At 60.1% G+C, this 19,977-nt stretch carries 14 protein-coding genes and 1 pseudogene; 5 read left to right on the top strand and 10 right to left on the bottom strand.

Annotated features, from left to right (window positions below):
• Window positions 1-1,520: 1,520 nt before the first annotated feature.
• Window positions 1,521-1,898, bottom strand: a complete 378-nt coding sequence (locus tag BMS17_RS09720; protein ID WP_077430853.1) for a DUF6124 family protein — start codon at window positions 1,896-1,898, stop codon at window positions 1,521-1,523.
• Window positions 1,899-2,235: 337 nt separating this feature from the next.
• Window positions 2,236-3,204, bottom strand: coding sequence for a LysR family transcriptional regulator (locus BMS17_RS09715; RefSeq protein WP_077430852.1), 969 nt, complete (start codon window positions 3,202-3,204; stop codon window positions 2,236-2,238).
• Window positions 3,205-3,476: 272 nt separating this feature from the next.
• Between BMS17_RS09715 and BMS17_RS09710 the strand changes: the two genes are divergently transcribed.
• The 4 genes from BMS17_RS09710 to BMS17_RS09695 all read left to right on the top strand — a co-directional run bounded on the left by BMS17_RS09710 (window position 3,477) and on the right by BMS17_RS09695 (window position 8,384).
• A complete protein-coding gene (locus tag BMS17_RS09710; protein ID WP_077430851.1) occupies window positions 3,477-4,988 on the top strand; it encodes an efflux transporter outer membrane subunit in 1,512 nt (503 codons plus the stop codon).
• Window positions 4,989-5,127: 139 nt separating this feature from the next.
• Window positions 5,128-7,320: an FUSC family protein gene (locus BMS17_RS09705; protein WP_046028910.1), complete on the top strand. Its 2,193-nt coding sequence runs from the start codon at window positions 5,128-5,130 to the stop codon at window positions 7,318-7,320.
• Complete coding sequence (locus tag BMS17_RS09700; RefSeq protein WP_077430850.1) at window positions 7,310-7,510, top strand: DUF1656 domain-containing protein; 201 nt, start codon at window positions 7,310-7,312, stop codon at window positions 7,508-7,510. Before BMS17_RS09705 ends, BMS17_RS09700 begins: the two co-directional genes overlap by 11 nt.
• 25 nt (window positions 7,511-7,535) lie before the next feature.
• Window positions 7,536-8,384, top strand: coding sequence for an HlyD family secretion protein (locus tag BMS17_RS09695; RefSeq protein ID WP_046028920.1), 849 nt, complete (start codon window positions 7,536-7,538; stop codon window positions 8,382-8,384).
• A 143-nt stretch (window positions 8,385-8,527) separates the two neighbouring features.
• Here BMS17_RS09695 and BMS17_RS09690 read toward each other — a convergent pair whose 3' ends face one another.
• The 3 genes from BMS17_RS09690 to BMS17_RS09680 all read right to left on the bottom strand — a co-directional run bounded on the left by BMS17_RS09690 (window position 8,528) and on the right by BMS17_RS09680 (window position 10,363).
• Window positions 8,528-8,926 (bottom strand): DUF4440 domain-containing protein, encoded by a 399-nt coding sequence (locus BMS17_RS09690; RefSeq protein WP_077430849.1) that lies wholly within the window; start codon window positions 8,924-8,926, stop codon window positions 8,528-8,530.
• 118 nt (window positions 8,927-9,044) lie between these two features.
• Entirely contained in the window at window positions 9,045-9,869 is an 825-nt protein-coding gene (locus BMS17_RS09685) for an SDR family oxidoreductase (protein WP_077430848.1), read from the bottom strand.
• Between the two features lie 29 nt (window positions 9,870-9,898).
• Window positions 9,899-10,363, bottom strand: a complete 465-nt coding sequence (locus BMS17_RS09680) for a hypothetical protein (protein ID WP_046028924.1) — start codon at window positions 10,361-10,363, stop codon at window positions 9,899-9,901.
• A 166-nt stretch (window positions 10,364-10,529) separates the two neighbouring features.
• Here BMS17_RS09680 and BMS17_RS09675 point away from each other — a divergent pair, with 166 nt between their 5' ends.
• Complete coding sequence (locus tag BMS17_RS09675) at window positions 10,530-13,271, top strand: RHS repeat domain-containing protein (RefSeq protein ID WP_077430847.1); 2,742 nt, start codon at window positions 10,530-10,532, stop codon at window positions 13,269-13,271.
• 93 nt (window positions 13,272-13,364) lie between these two features.
• Here the strand turns inward: BMS17_RS09675 and BMS17_RS09670 are convergent, their stop codons facing one another.
• The 5 genes and pseudogenes from BMS17_RS09670 to BMS17_RS09650 form a co-directional block, all read right to left on the bottom strand.
• Window positions 13,365-14,816: a mannose-1-phosphate guanylyltransferase/mannose-6-phosphate isomerase gene (locus BMS17_RS09670; protein ID WP_077430846.1), complete on the bottom strand. Its 1,452-nt coding sequence runs from the start codon at window positions 14,814-14,816 to the stop codon at window positions 13,365-13,367.
• Between the two features lie 255 nt (window positions 14,817-15,071).
• Window positions 15,072-15,728 carry an alginate O-acetyltransferase AlgF gene (locus BMS17_RS09665; protein WP_046028929.1) on the bottom strand — a complete coding sequence of 219 codons (657 nt, stop codon included), beginning with the start codon at window positions 15,726-15,728 and terminating at the stop codon, window positions 15,072-15,074.
• Between the two features lie 215 nt (window positions 15,729-15,943).
• A pseudogene (locus tag BMS17_RS09660) lies at window positions 15,944-17,062 on the bottom strand (alginate O-acetyltransferase); the annotation flags it as partial.
• An 11-nt stretch (window positions 17,063-17,073) separates the two neighbouring features.
• A complete protein-coding gene (locus tag BMS17_RS09655) occupies window positions 17,074-18,639 on the bottom strand; it encodes an MBOAT family protein (RefSeq protein WP_077430845.1) in 1,566 nt (521 codons plus the stop codon).
• A gap of 210 nt (window positions 18,640-18,849) precedes the next feature.
• Window positions 18,850-19,974 (bottom strand): mannuronate-specific alginate lyase, encoded by a 1,125-nt coding sequence (locus BMS17_RS09650; protein ID WP_077430844.1) that lies wholly within the window; start codon window positions 19,972-19,974, stop codon window positions 18,850-18,852.
• Window positions 19,975-19,977 lie beyond the last annotated feature (3 nt).

Raw genomic sequence — 19,977 nt, 5'->3', positions numbered from 1 at the left:
CTAACATTCTTTTTCGTGGTTGTGAGCTTTTGAACTTGGCGGCCTTTGGGCCGACCATGTTCTTGTGGGTTGTGTACATATCCGTTGCTGCGGTAACGGCCACTTAGGGTTTCGCCCTTACGGCGACTCACTTTTTTTTCAAACGCCAAAAAAAAGTAAGCAAAAAAAGGCTCGCCCCGAGCGTCCGGCCCCTCGCTGGGGCTCGGCGTTCCTTCGCTCCGGTATCCCTCCGGGGACACTGCCCTCCGGTCGGCTTCGCTTCGACCTACATGCAGCGTGTTCGACTGCGTCGAACGGCGCTGCGCGCCACTCCCCGGATGAACACCTCCACTCAGCNTTTTTCAAACGCCAAAAAAAAGTAAGCAAAAAAAGGCTCGCCCCGAGCGTCCGGCCCCTCGCTGGGGCTCGGCGTTCCTTCGCTCCGGTATCCCTCCGGGGACACTGCCCTCCGGTCGGCTTCGCTTCGACCTACATGCAGCGTGTTCGACTGCGTCGAACGGCGCTGCGCGCCACTCCCCGGATGAACACCTCCACTCAGCCTCCCGAAGGGGCGGGTGGATCAAGATCAAAAGCGGTAGGCGAGCTAACGCTCGGCCTGTTGAGTGGTGAGAAGCGGCCGGTGTACTCATTCCCTGTAGGAGCTTGGCTTGCCAGCGATGGCGGCCTGACAGCCGACCAATCTCTTCCAGATGTACCCATTCCCTGTAGGAGCTTGGCTTGCCAGCGATGGCGGCCTGACAGCCGACCAATCTCTTCCAGATGTCCCCATTCCCTGTAGGAGCTTGGCTTGCCAGCGATGGCGGCCTGACAGCCGACCAATCTCTTCCAGATGTACCCATTCCCTGTAGGAGCTTGGCTTGCCAGCGATGGCGGCCTGACAGCCAACCAGTCTCTAACAGACGGCCCCGGTCCAATTGTAGGAGCGAGCCTGCTCGCGATGGCGGCCTGACAGCCAACCAATCTCTTCCAGATGTACCCATTCCCTGTAGAAGCATGGCTTGCCAGCGATGGCGGCCTGACAGCCAACCAATCTCTTCCAGATGTCCCCATTCCCTGTAGGAACTAGGATTGCCAGCGATGGCGGCCTGACAGCCAACCAGTCTCTTCCAGATGTACCCAGTCCCTGTAGGAGCATGGCTTGCCAGCGATGGCGGCCTGACAGCCGACCAATCTCTTCCAGATGTACCCAGTCCCTGTAGGAGCATGGCTTGCCAGCGATGGCGGCCTGACAGCCAACCAATCTCTTCCAGATGTCCCCATTCCCTGTAGGAGCTTGGCTTGCCAGCGATGGCGGCCTGACAGCCAACCAGTCTCTTCCAGATGCACCCAGTCCCTGTAGGAGCATGGCTTGCCAGCGATGGCGGCCTGACAGCCGACCAATCTCTTCCAGATGTACCCATTCCCTGTAGGAGCATGGCTTGCCAGCGATGGCGGACTCACATTCAACATTGAAGTCGACTGACACACCGTCATCGCGAGCAGGCTCACTCCTACAGGGAGGATTGGTTTCTGCCCGGAGATTAGCGGTGTGGCGTGGGTTTGGGGATTTCGAGGTTATCCATCATCCGGTTCGCTGCCAGTTCCGCCAGCATGACGATCTGCTGAATCGCCATGGCGGTGTTGCGATGCGGGCCTTCCAGATAGGCGGCAAAATCGCCGGCCATCACACTGGCCTGGGCCAACGATTCACAAGTGTGGGCCAGCAAGTCCTCGTCTTTGATATTGGGCGCAAGCACGAACATTGTGCTGGGCTTGCGAGTCGCGGGTGATTTGAGGGCGGCGGGATTGAGGTAGTGATTCAACGCGCGTTCGGCGGCTTCGTTGAGTTTTTTCGAATCGATGGATTCGTAGGGGGAAACGTCGTCGGTTTCCGGAGGGTTCGGTGTTTCTTTGATCATGCGGAAGTTACTCATTGGCAGATGAAGTGGAACTGCCATCTTTCGTTTTCCAGACGAAAGGGGTGGCAGCCATGCGCGGACTGGAAAAACCGGTACACCCACCAAAAACCGGTAGACCCGAAGGTCTCCCGCGCACAGCCGCCATAACAAGGATTTGCGTGCAGAAAAAAGCGCCGCAGTATGCCATGGGGTGTGGTCAGTGTTCGCCAGGTTTTCCAGACCTGATCGCTGATTTGGCAGCGACCCACAAAGCCTACCCATTTCCCGTCTGACCCAACAACCGACAGAACCCGTCGGAAACCTTCCCCAAATTCTCCGCGTCTGTAGGACCGTGAAATCAGTTCGCCACCCGGGCGCCAGCCAGGCTCCCGCTCAATTCATATGCCGCCAGTTCCGCCTGATGCGCCGCCAGAATCTCCGGCAACGACCCGCGCAAGTACTCAACCCACGTCTTGATCTTCGCATCCAGATACTGGCGCGACGGGTAGATTGCGTACAGGTTCAGCTCCTGCGACCGGTACTTGGGCATCACCCGCACCAGCGAGCCGTTGCGCAGCCCTTCAATCGCCGCGTACACCGGCAACACGCCAACGCCCATGCCGCTGGTGATTGCGGTCTTCATCGCATCCGCCGAGTTCACCAAAAACGGTGAGCTGTTGATGGTCACCATTTCCTGGCCATCCGGGCCGTCGAAGGCCCATTTCTCCAGCGGGATCACCGGGCTTACCAGGCGCAGGCACATGTGGTTGAGCAAGTCGCTGGGCTTTTGCGCGCAGCCGTTGGCTTTCACATAGGCCGGCGAGGCGCAGACGATGCTGTAGGTGATACCCAGGCGCTGGGACACAAAACCCGAGTCCGGCAGTTCGCTGGCCAGCACGATGGACACGTCGTAGCCCTCGTCGAGCAGGTCCGGCACGCGGTTGGCCATGGTCAGGTCGAAGGTGACGTCCGGGTGGGTCTTGCGATAGCGGGCGATGGCGTCGATCACGAAGTGCTGACCGATGCCGGTCATGGTGTGCACCTTGAGCTGCCCGGCCGGCCGCGCATGGGCGTCGCTGGCCTCGGCTTCGGCTTCTTCGACGTAGGCCAGGATTTGCTCGCAGCGCAACAAGTAGCGCTTGCCGGCTTCGGTCAGGGCGATGCGGCGGGTGGTGCGGTTGAGCAAGCGGGTTTGCAGGTGGGCTTCCAGGTTGGAGACCGCGCGCGAGACGTTGGCCGTGGTGGTGTCCAGTTGCATGGCGGCGGCGGTGAAGCTGCCGGCCTCGGCCACGTAACTGAAGGCGCGCATGTTTTGCAAAGTGTCCATGGGGTGCTCTCGGGTTCGATGGCAAATTGTGACACGAAGTTTCAGGGGCTGAGACCCCGACAAAGGGATTATCGCGTTAACGGTAACAAAGATTCACAAGAATCCCAGCTTATCGCCAACCAGACCCACCCCTAGAATTGCGCCACTGTAGGAGCCGGGCTTGCCCGCGATGGCATCACCGCGGTCATCCAGACCCACCGCGGTGATGCCATCGCGGGCAAGCCCGGCTCCTACAGGAACTCGTACCTCCCCTCTTTCAGGAAATCGCAGCAGTGCCGCGTCGCATCAGCAGAGCGCTTCAGCCGCTCAGTGTTTTGGCTTTAACCCTGGCAATCAGTGGCTGCATCGGTACCGCAGGGATTGCCCCGCAGGGCAAGGCACTGGAGGCCGATTCATTGGCCACCGACGCAGCCATCCAGAGCGCCGCACAAGACGCGCACTGGCCCACCGCACAATGGTGGCAGGCTTATGGCGACCCGCAACTGAACCGCTGGATCGACCGCGCCGTGCAAGGCAGCCCGACCATGGCCATGGCCGCCGCACGTGTGCGTCAGGCTAAATCGATGGCCGGCATTGCCGAGTCCGCCGAGTCGTTGCAGATCAATGGCGAATCCACCCTCAAGCGCCACAACTGGCCGACCGATCAGTTCTACGGGCCGGGTGAGCTGGCCAACACCACCACTTGGGATAACAACGCCGCCCTGGGTTTCAGCTATGCGCTGGACCTCTGGGGTCGCGAAAGCAATGCCACGGAACGCGCCGTGGACATGGCGCACATGAGCGCCGCCGAAGCGCGCCTGGCGCAGCTCGAATTGCAGAACAACATCGTGCGTGCCTACATCGAACTGTCGCTGCATTACGCGCAGCGCGACATCGTCGAAGCGACGCTGAAACAGCAACAACAGATTCTCGACCTCGCGCAAAAGCGCCTGAACGGTGGCATCGGCACGCATTTCGAAGTCAGCCAGGCGCAAACGCCGCTGCCGGAAACCCATCGGCAGATTGATGCGCTGGACGAAGAAATCGCCCTCAGCCGCAACCAGCTCGCGGCATTGGCTGGCTCCGGTCCGGGGGCGGGTGCGCAATTGCAGCGGCCGACATTGTCGTTGGGCATGGCGCTGAAATTGCCGTCGGCGTTACCCGCGCAATTGCTTGGTCAACGCCCGGATGTGGTCGCCAGTCGCTGGCAAGTGGCCGCGCAAGCGCGGGGCATTGATGTCGCGCACGCCGGTTTTTATCCCAACGTCGATTTGGTCGGCAGCCTCGGCTACATGGCCACGGGCGGCGGGGCGCTGGAGTTTTTGACCGGCAAGAAACTCAACTACAGCGTCGGCCCGGCGATTTCGTTGCCGATTTTCGATGGCGGGCGTTTGCGTTCGGAGTTGGGTGAAGCCTCGGCCGGGTATGACATCGCCGTGGCCAAGTACAACCAGACGCTGGTCAATGCGCTGAAAAACATCTCTGACCAGTTGATCCGCCGCGAGTCCATGGACAAGCAGCAGGCCTTCGCCGCCGAGTCGGTAGCCACCGCGCAGCAGACCTATGACATCGCGATGATCGCCTACCAGCGCGGGCTCACCGATTACCTCAACGTGCTCAATGCCCAGACGCTGTTGTTCAAACAGCAACAGGTTCAGCAACAGGTTCAGGCGGCGCGGTTGAGTGCTCATGCAGAACTGGTGACGGCGCTCGGTGGAGGATTGGGGGCGGGCAATGATGTGCCAACCACCGAACAAACCCAGGCCCCGAAAACCCCGGCCCTGCTTCAGAGCCTCACAAATTGAACACGGACCCTGTGGGAGCGAGCTTGCTCGCGATGAGGCCGTGTCAGTCAATGCATGTGTCGCCTGACACTCCGCCATCGCGAGCAAGCTCGCTCCCACAGGTTCTGCGTCTTAATCGAATCTCACTGAGCAGGATTTCATGACGCCCTTGCCCGCACCTTTGCGCTGGCTGTATTCCCTTGAATGGCGCCGGGGTTTCTTTGACTGGGCGCGCAGTGATGGCGTGACCTGGGTCTACATTTTCAAGGTGCTGTTCGCCGCATTCCTGACGCTGTGGCTGGCGATGCGCCTGGAATTGCCGCAGCCGCGCACGGCGATGATCACGGTGTTTATCGTGATGCAGCCGCAGAGCGGTCAGGTGTTCGCCAAGAGTTTTTACCGCTTTCTCGGCACGTTGACCGGGTCGGCGGTGATGGTCGCGCTGATCGCCTTGTTCGCGCAGAACACTGAGCTGTTCCTCGGCTCGCTGGCGATTTGGGTCGGCATTTGCTCGGCCGGCGCGGCGCGGTATCGCAACTTTCGCGCCTACGGTTTTGTGCTCGCCGGGTACACCGCCGCAATGGTCGGTTTGCCTGCCTTGGCACACCCGGACGGCGCCTTCATGGCGGCAGTCTGGCGAGTGTTGGAGATCTCCCTCGGGATTCTCTGCTCGACGCTGGTCAGCGCCGCCATCCTGCCGCAAACCGCCAGCGCCGCGATGCGCAACGCTTTGTATCAGCGCTTCGGCGTGTTCGCCTTGTTCGTCACCGATGGCTTGCGCGGTCGCAGTCAACGGGAGGCTTTTGAGGCCAGCAACGTGCGCTTCATCGCCGAGGCGGTCGGGCTGGAAGGGCTGCGCAGCGTCACCGTGTTTGAAGACCCGCACATGCGTCGACGCAACGGACGGCTCAATCGCTTGAACAGCGAGTTCATGGGCATCACCACGCGATTCAACGCCTTGCATCAGTTGCTCGAACGCTTGCGCAGCAGTGGTGCCGACCCCGTGGTCGCGGCGATCAAACCGGGGTTGCAGGACTTGGCGGAAGTGCTCGACGGCTTCAGTGGCCGGGCCTTGACCCATGCGGACGCGGCCCGCCTGGTCGCCGAGTTGAGCGCTTACAAAGAGGGTTTGCCGGCCCGGGTTCGCAGCTTGCGTTCGCACTTTCAGGAGACCCGGCCGAGCGACGCCGAGTTGCTGGATTTCCACACCGCGTACGAGTTGCTCTACCGCTTCGTCGATGACCTGCACAGTTATGCACAGACCCACGCCTCGCTGGCTGAACACAGCCATGAGCGGGAGCAATGGGATGAGCCGTTCACCCCGCAAACCAACTGGATGGCGTCCGCTGCTTCGGGGATTCGCGCGGCGTTCATTCTGGTGGTGCTCGGCAGTTACTGGGTGGCCACGGCCTGGCCGAGTGGCGCGACCATGACCCTGATAGCCGCCGCTACCGTGGGGCTTTCTGCGGCGACACCCAACCCTAAGCGCATGGCGTTTCAGATGGCGTGCGGGACGCTGCTCGGGGCGTTGATCGGCTTCGTCGAGATGTTTTTCATCTTCCCGTGGATCGATGGTTTTCCGTTGCTGTGCGTGATGCTCGCACCGGTGATCGTGCTCGGTTCGTTCCTCACGTCGCGGCCGCAATACGCTGGTGTCGGCCTCGGTTTGTTGATCTTCTTCAGCACCGGTTCAGTGCCGGACAACCTCACGGTCTACAACCCGTACACCTTCATCAACGATTACATCGCCATGGTGCTCGGCATGCTGGTATGCGCGGCCGCCGGGGCAATCATTTTGCCGCCTAACAGCCGCTGGTTGTGGCGTCGGCTGGAGCAGGATTTGCGCGGGCAAGTGGTGTACGCCATCAGCGGCAAACTCAAGGGGCTGGCGTCGAGTTTTGAAAGCCGTACACGAGACTTGCTGCACCAGGCTTACGGCCTTGCGGCGGGTCAGCCGCAAGTCCAAAGCGACTTGTTGCGCTGGATGTTCGTGGTGCTGGAGGTGGGGCACGCGATCATCGAATTGCGCAAGGAACAGGCGATTCTGCCGGTGCACCCGGCCTACGCCGAAACGCAGCCGTGGCGCCAGGCCATCCGGGTGATGGGCCGTTCGCTGATGCGGCTGTTCTTGCAACCGAGCCAGAGCAACCTGGAGCGCAGCCTGATCGCGGTCGACCATGCGATCAGTCGCGTACAAGCCACGGATGAGCCTTTCGCTCCGCACTTCGACACCTCGGCCCTACGCCGGGTGAAGAGTTACCTGCACTTCATTCGTACGTCGTTGCTGGACCCGCAGTCACCGCTCGCGGGCTTCACGAAAACCGAGCCCAAAGGACTTGAACATGCCTCGTGAGATCGCCTTCCACGGCGTGTACATGCCGACCATGACCCTGATGTTTTTCATCGCGGCGGCAATGGCCTGGGCGCTGGACCGATTCTTGTCCGGGTTCGATCTGTACCGCTTCTTCTGGCACCCGGCGCTGCTGCGCCTGAGCCTGTTTACCTGTCTGTTTGGCGCCCTGGCGCTGACTGTCTACCGTTGACTCTCTATCACTGAAGAAGGCCCTGATGAAAAAGCTTTTCAGCCTGCTCGCCACCTTGCTGGTGCTAGCCCTCGCGCTATGGATCGGCCGGACCTTGTGGGAGCACTACATGAACACCCCCTGGACCCGCGATGGCCGGGTGCGCGCCGACATCATCAACGTCGCCGCCGACGTCACCGGTGAAGTGGTGGACGTGCCGGTGCGCGACAACCAGTTAGTGAAGAAGGGCGATTTGCTGATGCAGATCGACCCCGAGCACTATCGCATCGCGGTCAAGCAGGCGCAGTCGCTGGTTGCTTCACGCAAGTCGACCTGGGAGATGCGCAAGGTCAATGCCCATCGCCGCGCCGACATGGACAACCTGGTGATCTCCAAGGAAAACCGCGACGACGCCAGCAATATCGCCGACTCGGCACTGGCCGATTATCAACACGCGCAGGCACAACTCGAAGCCGCCGAACTCAACCTCAAGCGCACCGAAGTGCGGGCAGCGGTGGACGGCTACGTGACCAACCTCAACGTGCATCGCGGCGACTACGCGCGCATCGGCGAAGCGAAAATGGCCGTGGTCGATATGAACTCGTTCTGGGTGTACGGCTTTTTCGAAGAAACCAAGTTGCCGCACGTTCGCGTGGGCGATAAGGCCGACATGCAGTTGATGAGCGGTGAAGTGCTGAAAGGGCACGTGGAGAGTATTTCTCGCGGTATCTATGACCGCGACAACCCGGAGAGTCGCGAGCTGATTGCCGATGTGAACCCGACCTTCAACTGGGTGCGCCTGGCACAGCGGGTGCCGGTGCGGATTCACATTGATGAAGTGCCGGACGGGGTGCTGTTGGCGGCGGGGATTACGTGCACGGTGGTGGTTAACTAGTCGTTGGACCGCATCGCCTGCCTTCGCGGGCAAGTCGAATCGTCGCACCGCCGCTCCCACATTGACCGAGTCGGACGCAGATTCAGTGAACGGCGCAAATTCCCTGTGGGAGCGGGCTTGCTCGCGAATGGAGCGACGCGATCTCAGCCCTTGCAAAACGTCTCATGCAAGTGCCGCCAGATCAGCCTGCCATCAGCGTCTTTCTCAAACACCACCGTCGAACGCCGATCAGAGTGCAGCCCGGTGGCATCGGTCTGCTGCTCGCGATAACTCACGGTCGCGCCACCGTCATGCAGGGCGACACCGCGCAATTCACTAAGCTGAATCCTGAACCCGAGTTTCTTGCCGCCCGCCAGTTGAAACAACTCCCTCAACGACTCGAAATCCAGCACCCGGCCCAACGGCGAGACCATGGAAAACTGCGGTGAAAACCGGGTCAGCAAGTGTTCCAGCGCAGACGGGTCTTGTTCTTCGGCCAGCCATTGTTCGATGGCGATGTGGGCCTGGATGACTTCGTCGAAGTAGTGGGTGTAATCGGTCATCGTGTTTCCTGAATTTTTTCTGTGTTAGTTCTGACGCCATCGCGAGCAAGCTCGCTCCCACAGGGGGGGGCGATTCAACTGTGGGAGCGGGCTTGCCCGCGATGGTGTCGACTCGGTCTCAGAGTTGCCCGCGCAACCCAAACCGCTTCATCAATCCCGCTTCCAGCAAGCCCTTGGGCAGCAACCCCGCCAGCAACGGCAACGCCCGGCTGCCATTGCCCAAGCGAATCAGGCGCGGTGGTTTGCTCTGTTGCACAGCCTTGAGCACCCCATCGGCAAATGCCCTGGCCGGTGTTGGATTGTCCTGCGATGCCTTGGCCCGTGCGCGAATGCCTTCGCGCAATGGAAACCACGGCGATTGTTCGGTGATTAACTGTTCCGCCTCGTGGCCGGCATTTTTGGCGAAGCTGGATTCGATGGCGCCCGGCTGGACCTCCATCACGCGCACACCGAACGGCGCCAATTCCATGCGCAGCGCATCGCTCAACGCATGAACGGCGGCTTTCGACGCGCAGTAGGCGCCCGCGAACGGCGTGACCAGGATTCCTGAAACGCTGCCGATGTTCACCACCAGGCCCTTGGCGCGACGCAACACCGGGAACAGTGCGCGGGTGACACCGACGATGGCAAACACATTGGTTTCGAACTGGCGCTGCATCGCCGGCACACCGCCGTCGAGCAGCGGCCCCATCGCGCCGAAACCGGCGTTGTTGATCAGTACATCGAGGCCGCCATGTTGCTGGTTGATGCGCTCGCTCAGCTGTTCGAGTGCCGCGCCGTCGTTGACGTCCAGCCGCACGGCGGTAAAACCGGCGGTGGCCAGGGCCGCGACGTCTTCAGCCTTGCGGGCACTGGCCCAGACTTTGTAGCCGGCGTTTTTGAACACGTCGGCGAGGGCGCGGCCAATGCCGCTGGAGCAACCGGTAATCAACGCAACGGGCATGGCGCGGTCCTTGTGCAGAAAAAAGGGGATTAATCGGAGAAACTACCCTGCAATCGCTCGGCGCGAAACTCCAGGGTTTGCGGGCGGTAGCCAGGACGCAGCGGCGGCAGTGGCAAACAGTCTTCCCAGTTGGCGCCGGCTTGCAGTTCGCCGGGGCCGCGATAACGGGGGGCTTCGTATTGATTGTCAGCCAGATTGACCGTGTCACCCGGCGCATACGCCGCGATGCGCCAGCGCAATTCGGTCAGCGGCACGTCGTTGCCGTTGTTCATTTTCAGCTGCAAGGGGCGATCTGCCGGGCATTGATCGGGGGCGTAGGCGATGCGCAATTCCAGTCGCGCCAGTTGCTTGATCTCGCGGTTGTCCAGCCAGACTACCCACGTGGCTACCAGGCCCAAACCGACGGCGGCTGCCACGGACACTGGAAACGCCTTGGACGGGTAGCGCAGCAGCAGGATCAGCCAGGTGATGACCAGCAGGACGCCTATGAACATGTGTGTACGCTCCTTGAACTCATGGCCTCCATCCTACCGAAGGGCTGCGCGAATGGACATTCGTGGATCAAGCGCTGGTGCCATTGGTCGGAACTGTAATTTCTGACAGTAGCCGGCTCGCGCCATAAGCGATTAGCTGATCACTGGCTTACAAGGACGCGCCGGCATGCACTACAAAACCCCCACAGTGTCCGTCGTCGACCCGCGAGCGCTGCCGATCCGTTCAATTGATTATTGGCGCGAGGTGGCTGGCGAGCCGACGCAGGCCCGCATTAACCGCACCCTCCACAATGCCACGGGGTTCGCCGTCAAACAGTGGGACCCAAGGCTTTGGTTGCTACAGATAGAAAACCCGCTGGCGCCCGCCAATCTAGTGAAGGTGCACTCATTGTCCGGTGTTGCTGTATCGACGCTCAGCGTGGATGCGGGCTTGCAGATCAAACTTCTCGGCCTCGCCAATGAGGTGCTGCAAAGCTGGGACAGTCGTGGCACTCGACGCCAGATTGAATACGACGACTTGCTGCGTCCCGTGGCGGAGTTTGAGCACCTCGCTACAGCGCCACGACGTTGTGCGCAGCGCCTGGAATATGCTCGGCCCGGTCAGGGTCACAACCGGTCTGGCCAGCTCATTCGGCAGGATGGCCCCGGGGGCACGGTATTGTTTGAATCGTTTGGAGTCACTGGCCTATGCATAAGGCACATTCAACACTTTACCGAGGACGCCGTTGCTCCAGATTGGCCGCAGCCGATTGCTGAACGCAATGAATGGTTGGAAGCGGGCGATGGCGCGGTCTCGACGTGGCGGTTTGGTCCGTTGGGCAATGTGCTGGCGTCGGTCGATGCCCGGCAGAACAGTCAGGCCTTCGGCTTCACCCTTGATGGTCGGCTACGCCAAAGTGCCTTGAAGCTCGCAGGCTTGCCCACCTGGCAAACCCTGGTGAGTGACATCGAGTACAACGCTGACGGGCAGATCACTCGCGAAGTGGCGGGTAACGACGTACAGACTGTTCTCACGTATTCCCCGCAAGACGGGCGACTGATCGAGCGGTGGGCACACAGCGATCGCACCGGCCTGCTGCAACACCTGTCCTACACCTATGACCGGGTGGGCAATGTACTGAGCATTGAAGACAAGGCGCTGCCGGTTCGGTACTTCAACAATCAACGCATCGAACCGATCAGTCGGTTTGTCTACGACAGCCTTTATCAATTGATCGTCGCATCTGGCTGGGAGGCAGGCGCCCTTAACCAAGGGCCGGAATCCATCGGGCGCAACGATCCTGCGGCGCTCGGCAATTACCAGCAAACCTACCGCTATGACGAAAGCGGCAATTTACTGAAGCTGGTGCATGTCGGAGTACAAAGTCCAGGACGTGAACTGACGGCTGCCCTCTACAGCAATCGTTGCCTGCCTTGGCGCAATGGCGTGCCACCGACCGAGGACGACATTGCTGCGGCATTCGACGCCAACGGCAATTTGCTGGAACTGGACATGGGGCGATTTTTAACCTGGGACCTGCGCAATCAATTGCAGTCGGTCAGCCCGGTGGAACGTGACGCCGGGGGAAATGACTCTGAGCGCTATTTCTATGACGGCGGTGGCCAGCGGGTGCGCAAAATTCGCTCGTTGCAGACAAGTGGCCGGACTCTGAGGGCTGAGGTGCGTTACTTGCCAGGGCTGGAACTTCGCACCGACAGTGGCACCGGGGAGGTGCTGCAAATCATCACCGCACAGGCCGGGCTCAATACCGTTCGGGTGTTGCATTGGGAAAGCGCTCCACCGTCCGGCGTCAATGATCAGATCCGGTACGCCTTGGTTGATCACCTGAAGTCCTGCACCGTAGAACTGGCCGATGACGCTCGAATTATCAGTCGGGAAGTTTTTTATCCCTTCGGCGAGACTGCGTGGTATGCCGGCCCGGATGTAATTGACGTCGACTATAAAACCATTCGGTATTCGGGCAAGGAGAGGGATGCGACGGGGCTTTATTACTATGGGTTTCGGTATTACGTGCCGTGGTTACAGCGTTGGCTGAATCCTGATCCTGCATTGACTATCGATGGTTTGAATCTATTCCGGATGGTTCGAAACAACCCGATAGGGTTGGCTGATGTCGATGGCCTCGCACCCGGGCCCAACAAGAAGGAGGAAGGCTTGGCTCGTGCCCGCCCGCCAATTCCTCCACGGCCACCTTCACTTGCATCCGTTAGGGTTAAGCCCGTTGTTCCACCCCGGCCCGTTTCGGCTCGGCCGAGTTCACCGCAAAACGGCCAGACTTCGCAAATTTCAGTCGTGCCCGTCAGGCCACCATCGCCGGTTGTGTTACCGGCGGCGAGTACGCCCCTGGTACCTCAATCTTTCAATGCCGGCAACTCAATGGCCGTAGGTACCCATCAGTTGACGCTGACTTCATCGGGCAGCGTCGTCGCCTTTCGGGGGGACGATCGTAGCCCCACAAAAATTCGTGCAGCCGGTGGTTTTTTCCCGCGAGATAACAGAGGGCCTGCCATAAAAAATGAGTTCAAACAGGCAATAGTGAAAAAAGGAATGAACACTCAGGCCCAGGAGCACGTTCGAAGTCCTGTTCCTGGGTACGTGTCCACTGGCATGGATGAGGACTCCGGAGGATATGGCGACACAAGAGCGTACCTGTATCAGATGGAAGTTCCGGATATGAGTGAGCGAGCCGTCAATGAACAGACGCTGGGCCTTGGTGCACCCTTCAAATTCACTCCAAAAGGACGACTGGATGCCCGATTGTTGATGAGTGGCGAAACCCTTGATCAGTCGGAATTCGTGGCGATGATTCCACCCATGACCGTGGAAATGACCTTTATTACCCCGATTCCAAGCGCCAACATCGTTGCTTTCAGGAAGGCGAGGAGCAATCAATGGGAGACCTTTTGACCTTGATTACCTCGATGTAAAAAGCCCCCGCCCAACCCGCTGCGGATAGGGAACGCAGCGGGGTGGGCGAGGGCTTCTTGTTTTACTTGATGCCTACTGCGCGATGGTTTTCACCGATACGCCGCGCTCGACCGGTGTCGACCGACCGTAGATATCTTCAAAGCGCTCGATATCGTCTTCACCCAAATAGCTGCCCGATTGCACTTCGATGATCTCGAGTGGAATCTTGCCCGGGTTGCGCAAACGGTGGACTGAGGCAATCGGGATGTAGGTCGACTGGTTCTCGCACAGCAGGAACACGTTTTCGTCGCAGGTCACTTCAGCGGTGCCGCTGACCACGATCCAGTGTTCGGCACGGTGGTGGTGCATTTGCAGCGACAGGCATGCGCCCGGTTTGACCGAGATGTGCTTGACCTGGAAACGCCCGCCCATGTCCACCGAGTCGTAGGAACCCCACGGACGATAGACTTCGCAGTGGTTCTGGGTTTCGCTGCGGCCCTGTTCGTTGAGGGTGTTGACCATCTGTTTGACGCCTTGGACCTTGTCCTTGTGCGCAATCATCATGGCGTCTTTGGTTTCGACCACCACAATGTTTTCCAGGCCGATCACCGACACCAGTTTGCCGTTGCCGTGAATCATGCAGTTTTTGCTGTCCTGAATGACCACGTCGCCTTTGGTGACGTTGCCGTTGGCGTCTTTTTCGTTCACTTCCCACAGCGACGACCAGCAACCGACATCGCTCCAGCCGGCGGTCAACGGCACCACGCAGGCGCGCTGGGTTTTTTCCATCACCGAGTAGTCGATGGAATTGTCCGGGCAGCAGGCGAAGGTGGCTTCGTCGAGGGTGATGGTGTCGGCATCTTGCTCGCTGCGTTCAAGGGTCAGCAGGCAGGTGTCATAGATGTCCGGGTCGTGCTTCTTCAGTTCTTCGAGGAAGCGGCTGGCACGGAACAGGAACATGCCGCTGTTCCAGAAATAACCGCCGGACTCGACGAACTCGGTGGCGCGTTTCACGTCGGGTTTTTCGACGAAGTGCGAGACGCGGCTGACGCCTTCCGGCAACAGCGAATCGTTGGTCGACTTGATGTAGCCGTAGCCGGTTTCCGGTTTGGTGGCCGGTACGCCGAACAGCACCATTTCGCCGTTTTCAGCTGCAACGGTGGCCAGGGCCAGGGCGCGTTGCAGGGCTTTCTGGTCTTCCAGCACGTGGTCGGCCGGCAGCACCAGCATCAGCTCGTCACGACCTTCATTGACCAGCATCATCGCGGTCAGGGCTACGGCCGGCGCGGTGTTGCGACCGAACGGCTCCATCAGGATGCGCTGGGCTTCCAGTTTGCGGTTGCTCAACTGTTCGTTGACGATGAAGCGGTGGTCCTTGTTGCAGACCACAATCGGCGTGTCCATGCCTTCGAACACCAGGCGTTCCAGGGTTTGCTGGAACAGCGTGTGTTCGCCGGTCAGGGCGAGGAATTGCTTGGGAAACTGTTTACGCGAAAGCGGCCAAAGACGTGAGCCGCTACCACCTGACAAGATCACCGGAATCATGTTGTTACTCCTTTAAAATCGATTGGTTAGAGCTACGAACGTTCTGTCGTTTCACTCTTGTTTTTATTCCGTAACCAGGCCGTTTCACCGATGTAGCAGCTGCCGAGCCTGCGAGGCTGCGTTCGGCGGCGCAGCCGTCGCAATCCGTTCAACGCGGTCATTCAGAAAAACCGAGTTGTCTGGATTGCGACTGCTGCGCAGTCGGACGCAGGCTTCGCCAGCTGCTACAGGGGGATCTCCGTCCTGATGAATGTGTTAGCGCGTCGAGACGGGGCGTTTTACCCAGACTGGCGACAGGCTGCTGCCGGTGCCGGTGACGTACAGCACGGCGGCTTCACCGCGTTCCAGGGCAACCGGTTTGACGTCGCCGACTTTCTTGTCGCCTTCAAACAGCGCCAGGCTGACTTTCACCGGGTTGATCTCACGCTCGCCACGGCCCTTGGCGGCCACGTTCGGCACCACATCGGTCTTGCCGTCGGCGGTCTTCAGGGTCAGGGGTTTGTCACTCAGGTTCTGTACGCGCACCAGGGACTTCTGCTTGTTCTTGAACGGCGGCTCTTCGATCAGCTGCGGCGCGCCGCTGGCGTTGTTGACCAGGGTGTAATAGTGATCACCGGCCAGTTTCACCGGCAGGGTCTGGCTGCCGACCTTGGCGCTGTAATCGCCGCCCGGCATGAAGCTGAAGTCAGTGCTGGACAGCGGCGCAACGTCGCTCAGGCTGGTGCTGCCGACGGTGGCGCTGACTTCGGCGTTGCTGGCGTTGTAGATGCGCACGAAGGTCGAACCTTTCGGTGCAGTTGGACCGTAAAGCGCGGCGTCGCCGGCGAAGGCGGACATGGACAGCACGCTCATGCCAGCGACGAGAGCAAAGGTCTTGGCGAGACGGCGAGGAGTAGTCGTAGTGAAAGTCATGGTGTACCTCTCTTTCAGTTTTGCGCCCGGTCGGGCGTCTCGGATGTAGTGTTTGCAGCTACGTTTTGTTGGCCGGACTGGGTGGAAGCTGCTGCGCTCGGCAATCCGGCGTTAAAAACAGGCTCGGACTGCTCATTTACAGCCCGTAAACTCCGCGTCCTCGCCTGTTTTTGCCTTGTCTTGCCTTCGCTCGCGACGCTTCCACCCAGCCCGGTTCGAGCGCCGGCTTCTTTGAGCTCTGCGACCCACTGCGGGTCGGCGTCACCGATTTCGTTGTTCACAGGCAGATAGCGTTCAGGAAACTCCCAGATCAGCACCTGTGGCGGGCTGTTCTTGAAAGCATCGCTTTTCAGGTAGCTGAGCATCGGCAGAATCGGGCCGTGACCGTCTTCGGCGTAATTGACCACGTCGCTGTGCAGCGCTTGTTTTAGCGCACCGACGAAGTTCCAGTTCGGGTTGGCGCTGTAGCTGGTGCCGATCAGGGCCACCGGCACTTCGGTGTTGGCGAACAGGGCGTCGTCACCGGCCGGTTGATCTTCAGCGGCCACGGTGTTGCGCTTTTGCAAAGGCTCCGGCGCCGGCATCAGGTTTTCGAACAGCGGGTCCAGTGGCAGGAACAGGCGCAAGTCACCCTTGTGCGTGATGTTCTCTGCCGCTTGGGTGACGAAGTTTTGCGGCTCGCCGCTCAACGGGTATTTGTCGGCAATGGTCCTGGCCAGACGGTTGGCGGCGATCTCGGCGCCTTCCGGGGTCCAGTGGGTGTCGGTGCGCAAGAACACTTGCTGGCCGTTCTGTTTTGCCTGTTGCAGCGGGCCGAGCAGGTCCGGCGCAGGAATCCGGTCGGCGGCCAGGCGCTGGTGGAAATCCTTGTAGAGGTTGGCGTGGATGCTGGCCGGTTTCACCTCACCCACGTGTTCCGGGTACAAGCGCACCTTGGCCGGCACCACCGCCATCACCAGTTGCACGCCTTTGGCCTTGAGGGTCTGGCGCACGCCTTCGACCAGTGCGTAGTTGCCTTGCAGGTTCAGCTCTTCGTTGACGACCGGGTGGAACTCTTCATCGCTGTACAACCACTGATCGCGACCGAGCACCACGCCCGGACGACCTTCGTTGAACAGTTTGAAATCCAGCGCGGCCCAGAGGTTGGTGCCCAGGCGCTTGATCGGGAACTCGTCGTCGTAGTGCGTCTCCACGGCTTTGGTCCAGCGACCGTTGAGCACCGTCGCGTCGGCGTTGGTGCTGAAGCCGAAGAAGCTGCGCGTGGACCACAGGCCCAGTGCCAACAAGGTCAGCAGGAACAGGGCAATGTAGAAAATGCGTAATGAGCGGGTCATGGTCAGATCCCTCAGAACTGGAAGTAAAGGAACGGCGAGAAACTTTGCGCCGAGAGTTTGAGGATCGAGGCAATGAACAGCAGCAGTACCAGCGCACGCATCACGTAACGCGACCAGTCAGCGGTCCAGTAGGCCGGTTGCACGGTCGCATCAACGCCGAAGTTGTAACCCGGTTCATGGATGCTGGCCGGGTTGTCGCCCGGTACGGCTTTGATCATTCCCGGTGTGGCTGCGGCAGGACCATCGGCGTCGATGTTGACGGCAGGCTTGGTCTTGACCGGCGGCTGGTTGGTGTAGAAATCACGGATGCCGAAGAACGCCAGCGTCACGTAGGCCACCACCAGTGTTGCCACTTGCAGGCCGGTGAGGCTGGCCTGGTTGAGTTCCGACAGCGACCAGTCGCCGAAGCTGAACATCGCGCCATACATGCGGCCGGCAACGTGCAGGTTCTCCGCGCGGAAGATCACCCAGCCCATCACCACCAGCAGGAAAGTCAGGGCCCAGCGAATCGGGTTGATGCTGCGCGGCGAAGTGTTCAGGCCCAGGGCTTTTTCAATCGCCAGCCACATGCCGTGCCACGCACCCCAGACGATGTAGGTGATGTTCGCGCCGTGCCACAGACCACCGAGCAGCATGGTCAGGAACAGGTTGCGATAGGTCATCAACGTGCCTTTGCGATTACCGCCCAGCGTGATGTACAGGTAGTCACGCAGCCAGGTGGAGAGGCTGATGTGCCAGCGCCGCCAGAACTCGGTGATCGACTGGCTGATGTACGGCTGCTTGAAGTTTTCCATGAAGCGGAAACCCATCATCAAGCCCAGGCCGATGGCCATGTCGCTGTAGCCGGAGAAGTCGAAATACAGTTGCGCGGTGTAGGCCAGCGCCCCGAGCCAGGCATCGCCCGTGGTCGGGTTTTGCAAGGCGAAGCAATGGTCGGCCACCACCGCGAGGGTGTCGGCGATGAAGACTTTCTTGATGAAACCCTGCATGAACCGCGTGCAGCCCTCGGAGAACTTGTCCAGGGTGTGGGTGCGGTTGTTGAATTGGTCGGCGAGGTCACGAAAGCGCAATACCGGGCCGGCAATCAGGTGCGGGAAAATCGCCACGAACGCCGCGAAGTCGATCAGGTTGCGGGTCGCCGGGGTGTCGCCACGGTAGACGTCGATGATGTAGCTGATGGACTCGAAAATGTAGAACGAGATCCCGATCGGCAGCAGCACGTGGGTCAGGATGAACGGCGACAGACCGACCGACGTCATCATCGCGTTGATGCTGTCGACGCCGAAGTTGGCGTACTTGAAGTAGCCAAGGATGCACAGGTCGACGGCCACGCCGAGCAGCAGCCAGCGTTGGGCCGGTTTGGTGCGCACGCCGGCGGCACCGACTTTCAGGCCGATCCAGTAATTCCACAGCGTGACGGCGGCGAACAGCGCCAGGAAGTCCACGCGCCACCAGGCATAGAACACGTAACTGGCGATCAGCAGCAGCAGGTTGCGATAGCGTATTCCGCTCAAGTAGTACAAGCCGAGAAAGATCGGCAAGAACAGAAACAGGAACACATTGGATGAAAATACCATCCTGATCTCTCCATGTTTAACCAACAGTCAAGGGCCAACGGCCCCCCCAAACCCCCCACGAAAATCCGGGGGGCGTAACTCACATCTCACCGCTGACAATTAACTCTGTGGGAGCGGGCTTGCCCGCGATTGGGTCTGACATTCAAATTGATGTCGATTGACCCACCGCTATCGCGGGCAAGCCCGCTCCCACAGGTTTTATGTCTGTCTTCAAGAACCCTTGTTGCCTTTTTCATTGGCCGGGTCGTAGACCTTGGTCAGGTCGCCGCCGAGGCGGAAGGACTTGAACGGCTGCATCCCGTGCTTCTTCTTCAGCGCATCCGGCGCGCAGGTGTAGAGCGTGCAGAACGGTTCAAGCCAGGCGAATTTCGAGTCGATCTTCAGATCGGTCATGTCCTGTTCCTTGCCGTTCTTCTTCTCGAAGATGTCCGGGTCTTTCACCCCGGCCAGCACTTGATCACCCAGGCGTTTCAGTGCGCCGTTGTTTTCCTGGCGCAAGTCCACACCGTTGACCTGAGCGAAACTGGCGATCATCGCCAGTGGCGGCAGGGCATAGTTGTGGTAGGCGAGGGCGCGTTGCTGGCGCTTGAGTTCATTCGGCAGGAAGCCTTGGGCGTCGACCTGATTGGCGCCGACCTTGTATTCCTTGACCGCCCAATCGAACAGGTCGCGACGGTTGGTGGCGACGGACGTTGCCATCACCGACCAGGCCGCCCAGTACGAGTGGTTGTTGGTTTGTTCGAGCGGCAGGTTGTCCCAGTCGCTGACCACCTGATCGGCCATTTTGCTGAACCAGGCTTCGATCAACTGCGACTCTTGCTGATGGTTGGCCAGCGGATTCGAGTCGGAGAACTTCAGGCGAATGTACGACGACGCCATGCTGCCCAGCGCCCATTTGCGCATGGACTTGCCGGTGTGGTTGAAGTCCTTGGACATCAAGGCATCGGCCTTGGCCCAGGCGGTGAGCCAGTTGAGTGTGCATTCCAGTTGTTCCGGGCGACCGTCACGCATGAACTGCATCACACGCTTGCTGGTGCCGCGTTCGATTTTGGTGATGTCGGCGGTGCTGTCACGGAAGGCCTTTTCCGATTGCTCGTTCAGGGTCGCGCGGGCCTTGTCCGAGCCTTCGTACTTGCTGCGAAATTGCAGTGAGCCGGTGTACGGCGTCGGCATCGCATCACACCCTTCGCTGCTGTCGCCGGTTTTGACTTTCTCAATCGGCGCGAAGTAACCCTGGGGCGGACGCAGGGGCGCGGCGGCTTGGGTGGCACCGGCGAACATCGCCAGGCTCAACAGCGTCGGTGCCAACAGATTCTTCAATTTCGGATTTCGCATAGC

The organism is Pseudomonas sp. C9, from assembly GCF_002000165.1.
Classification (GTDB): domain Bacteria; phylum Pseudomonadota; class Gammaproteobacteria; order Pseudomonadales; family Pseudomonadaceae; genus Aquipseudomonas.
This window is presented reverse-complemented; position numbering and strand designations above follow the sequence as displayed.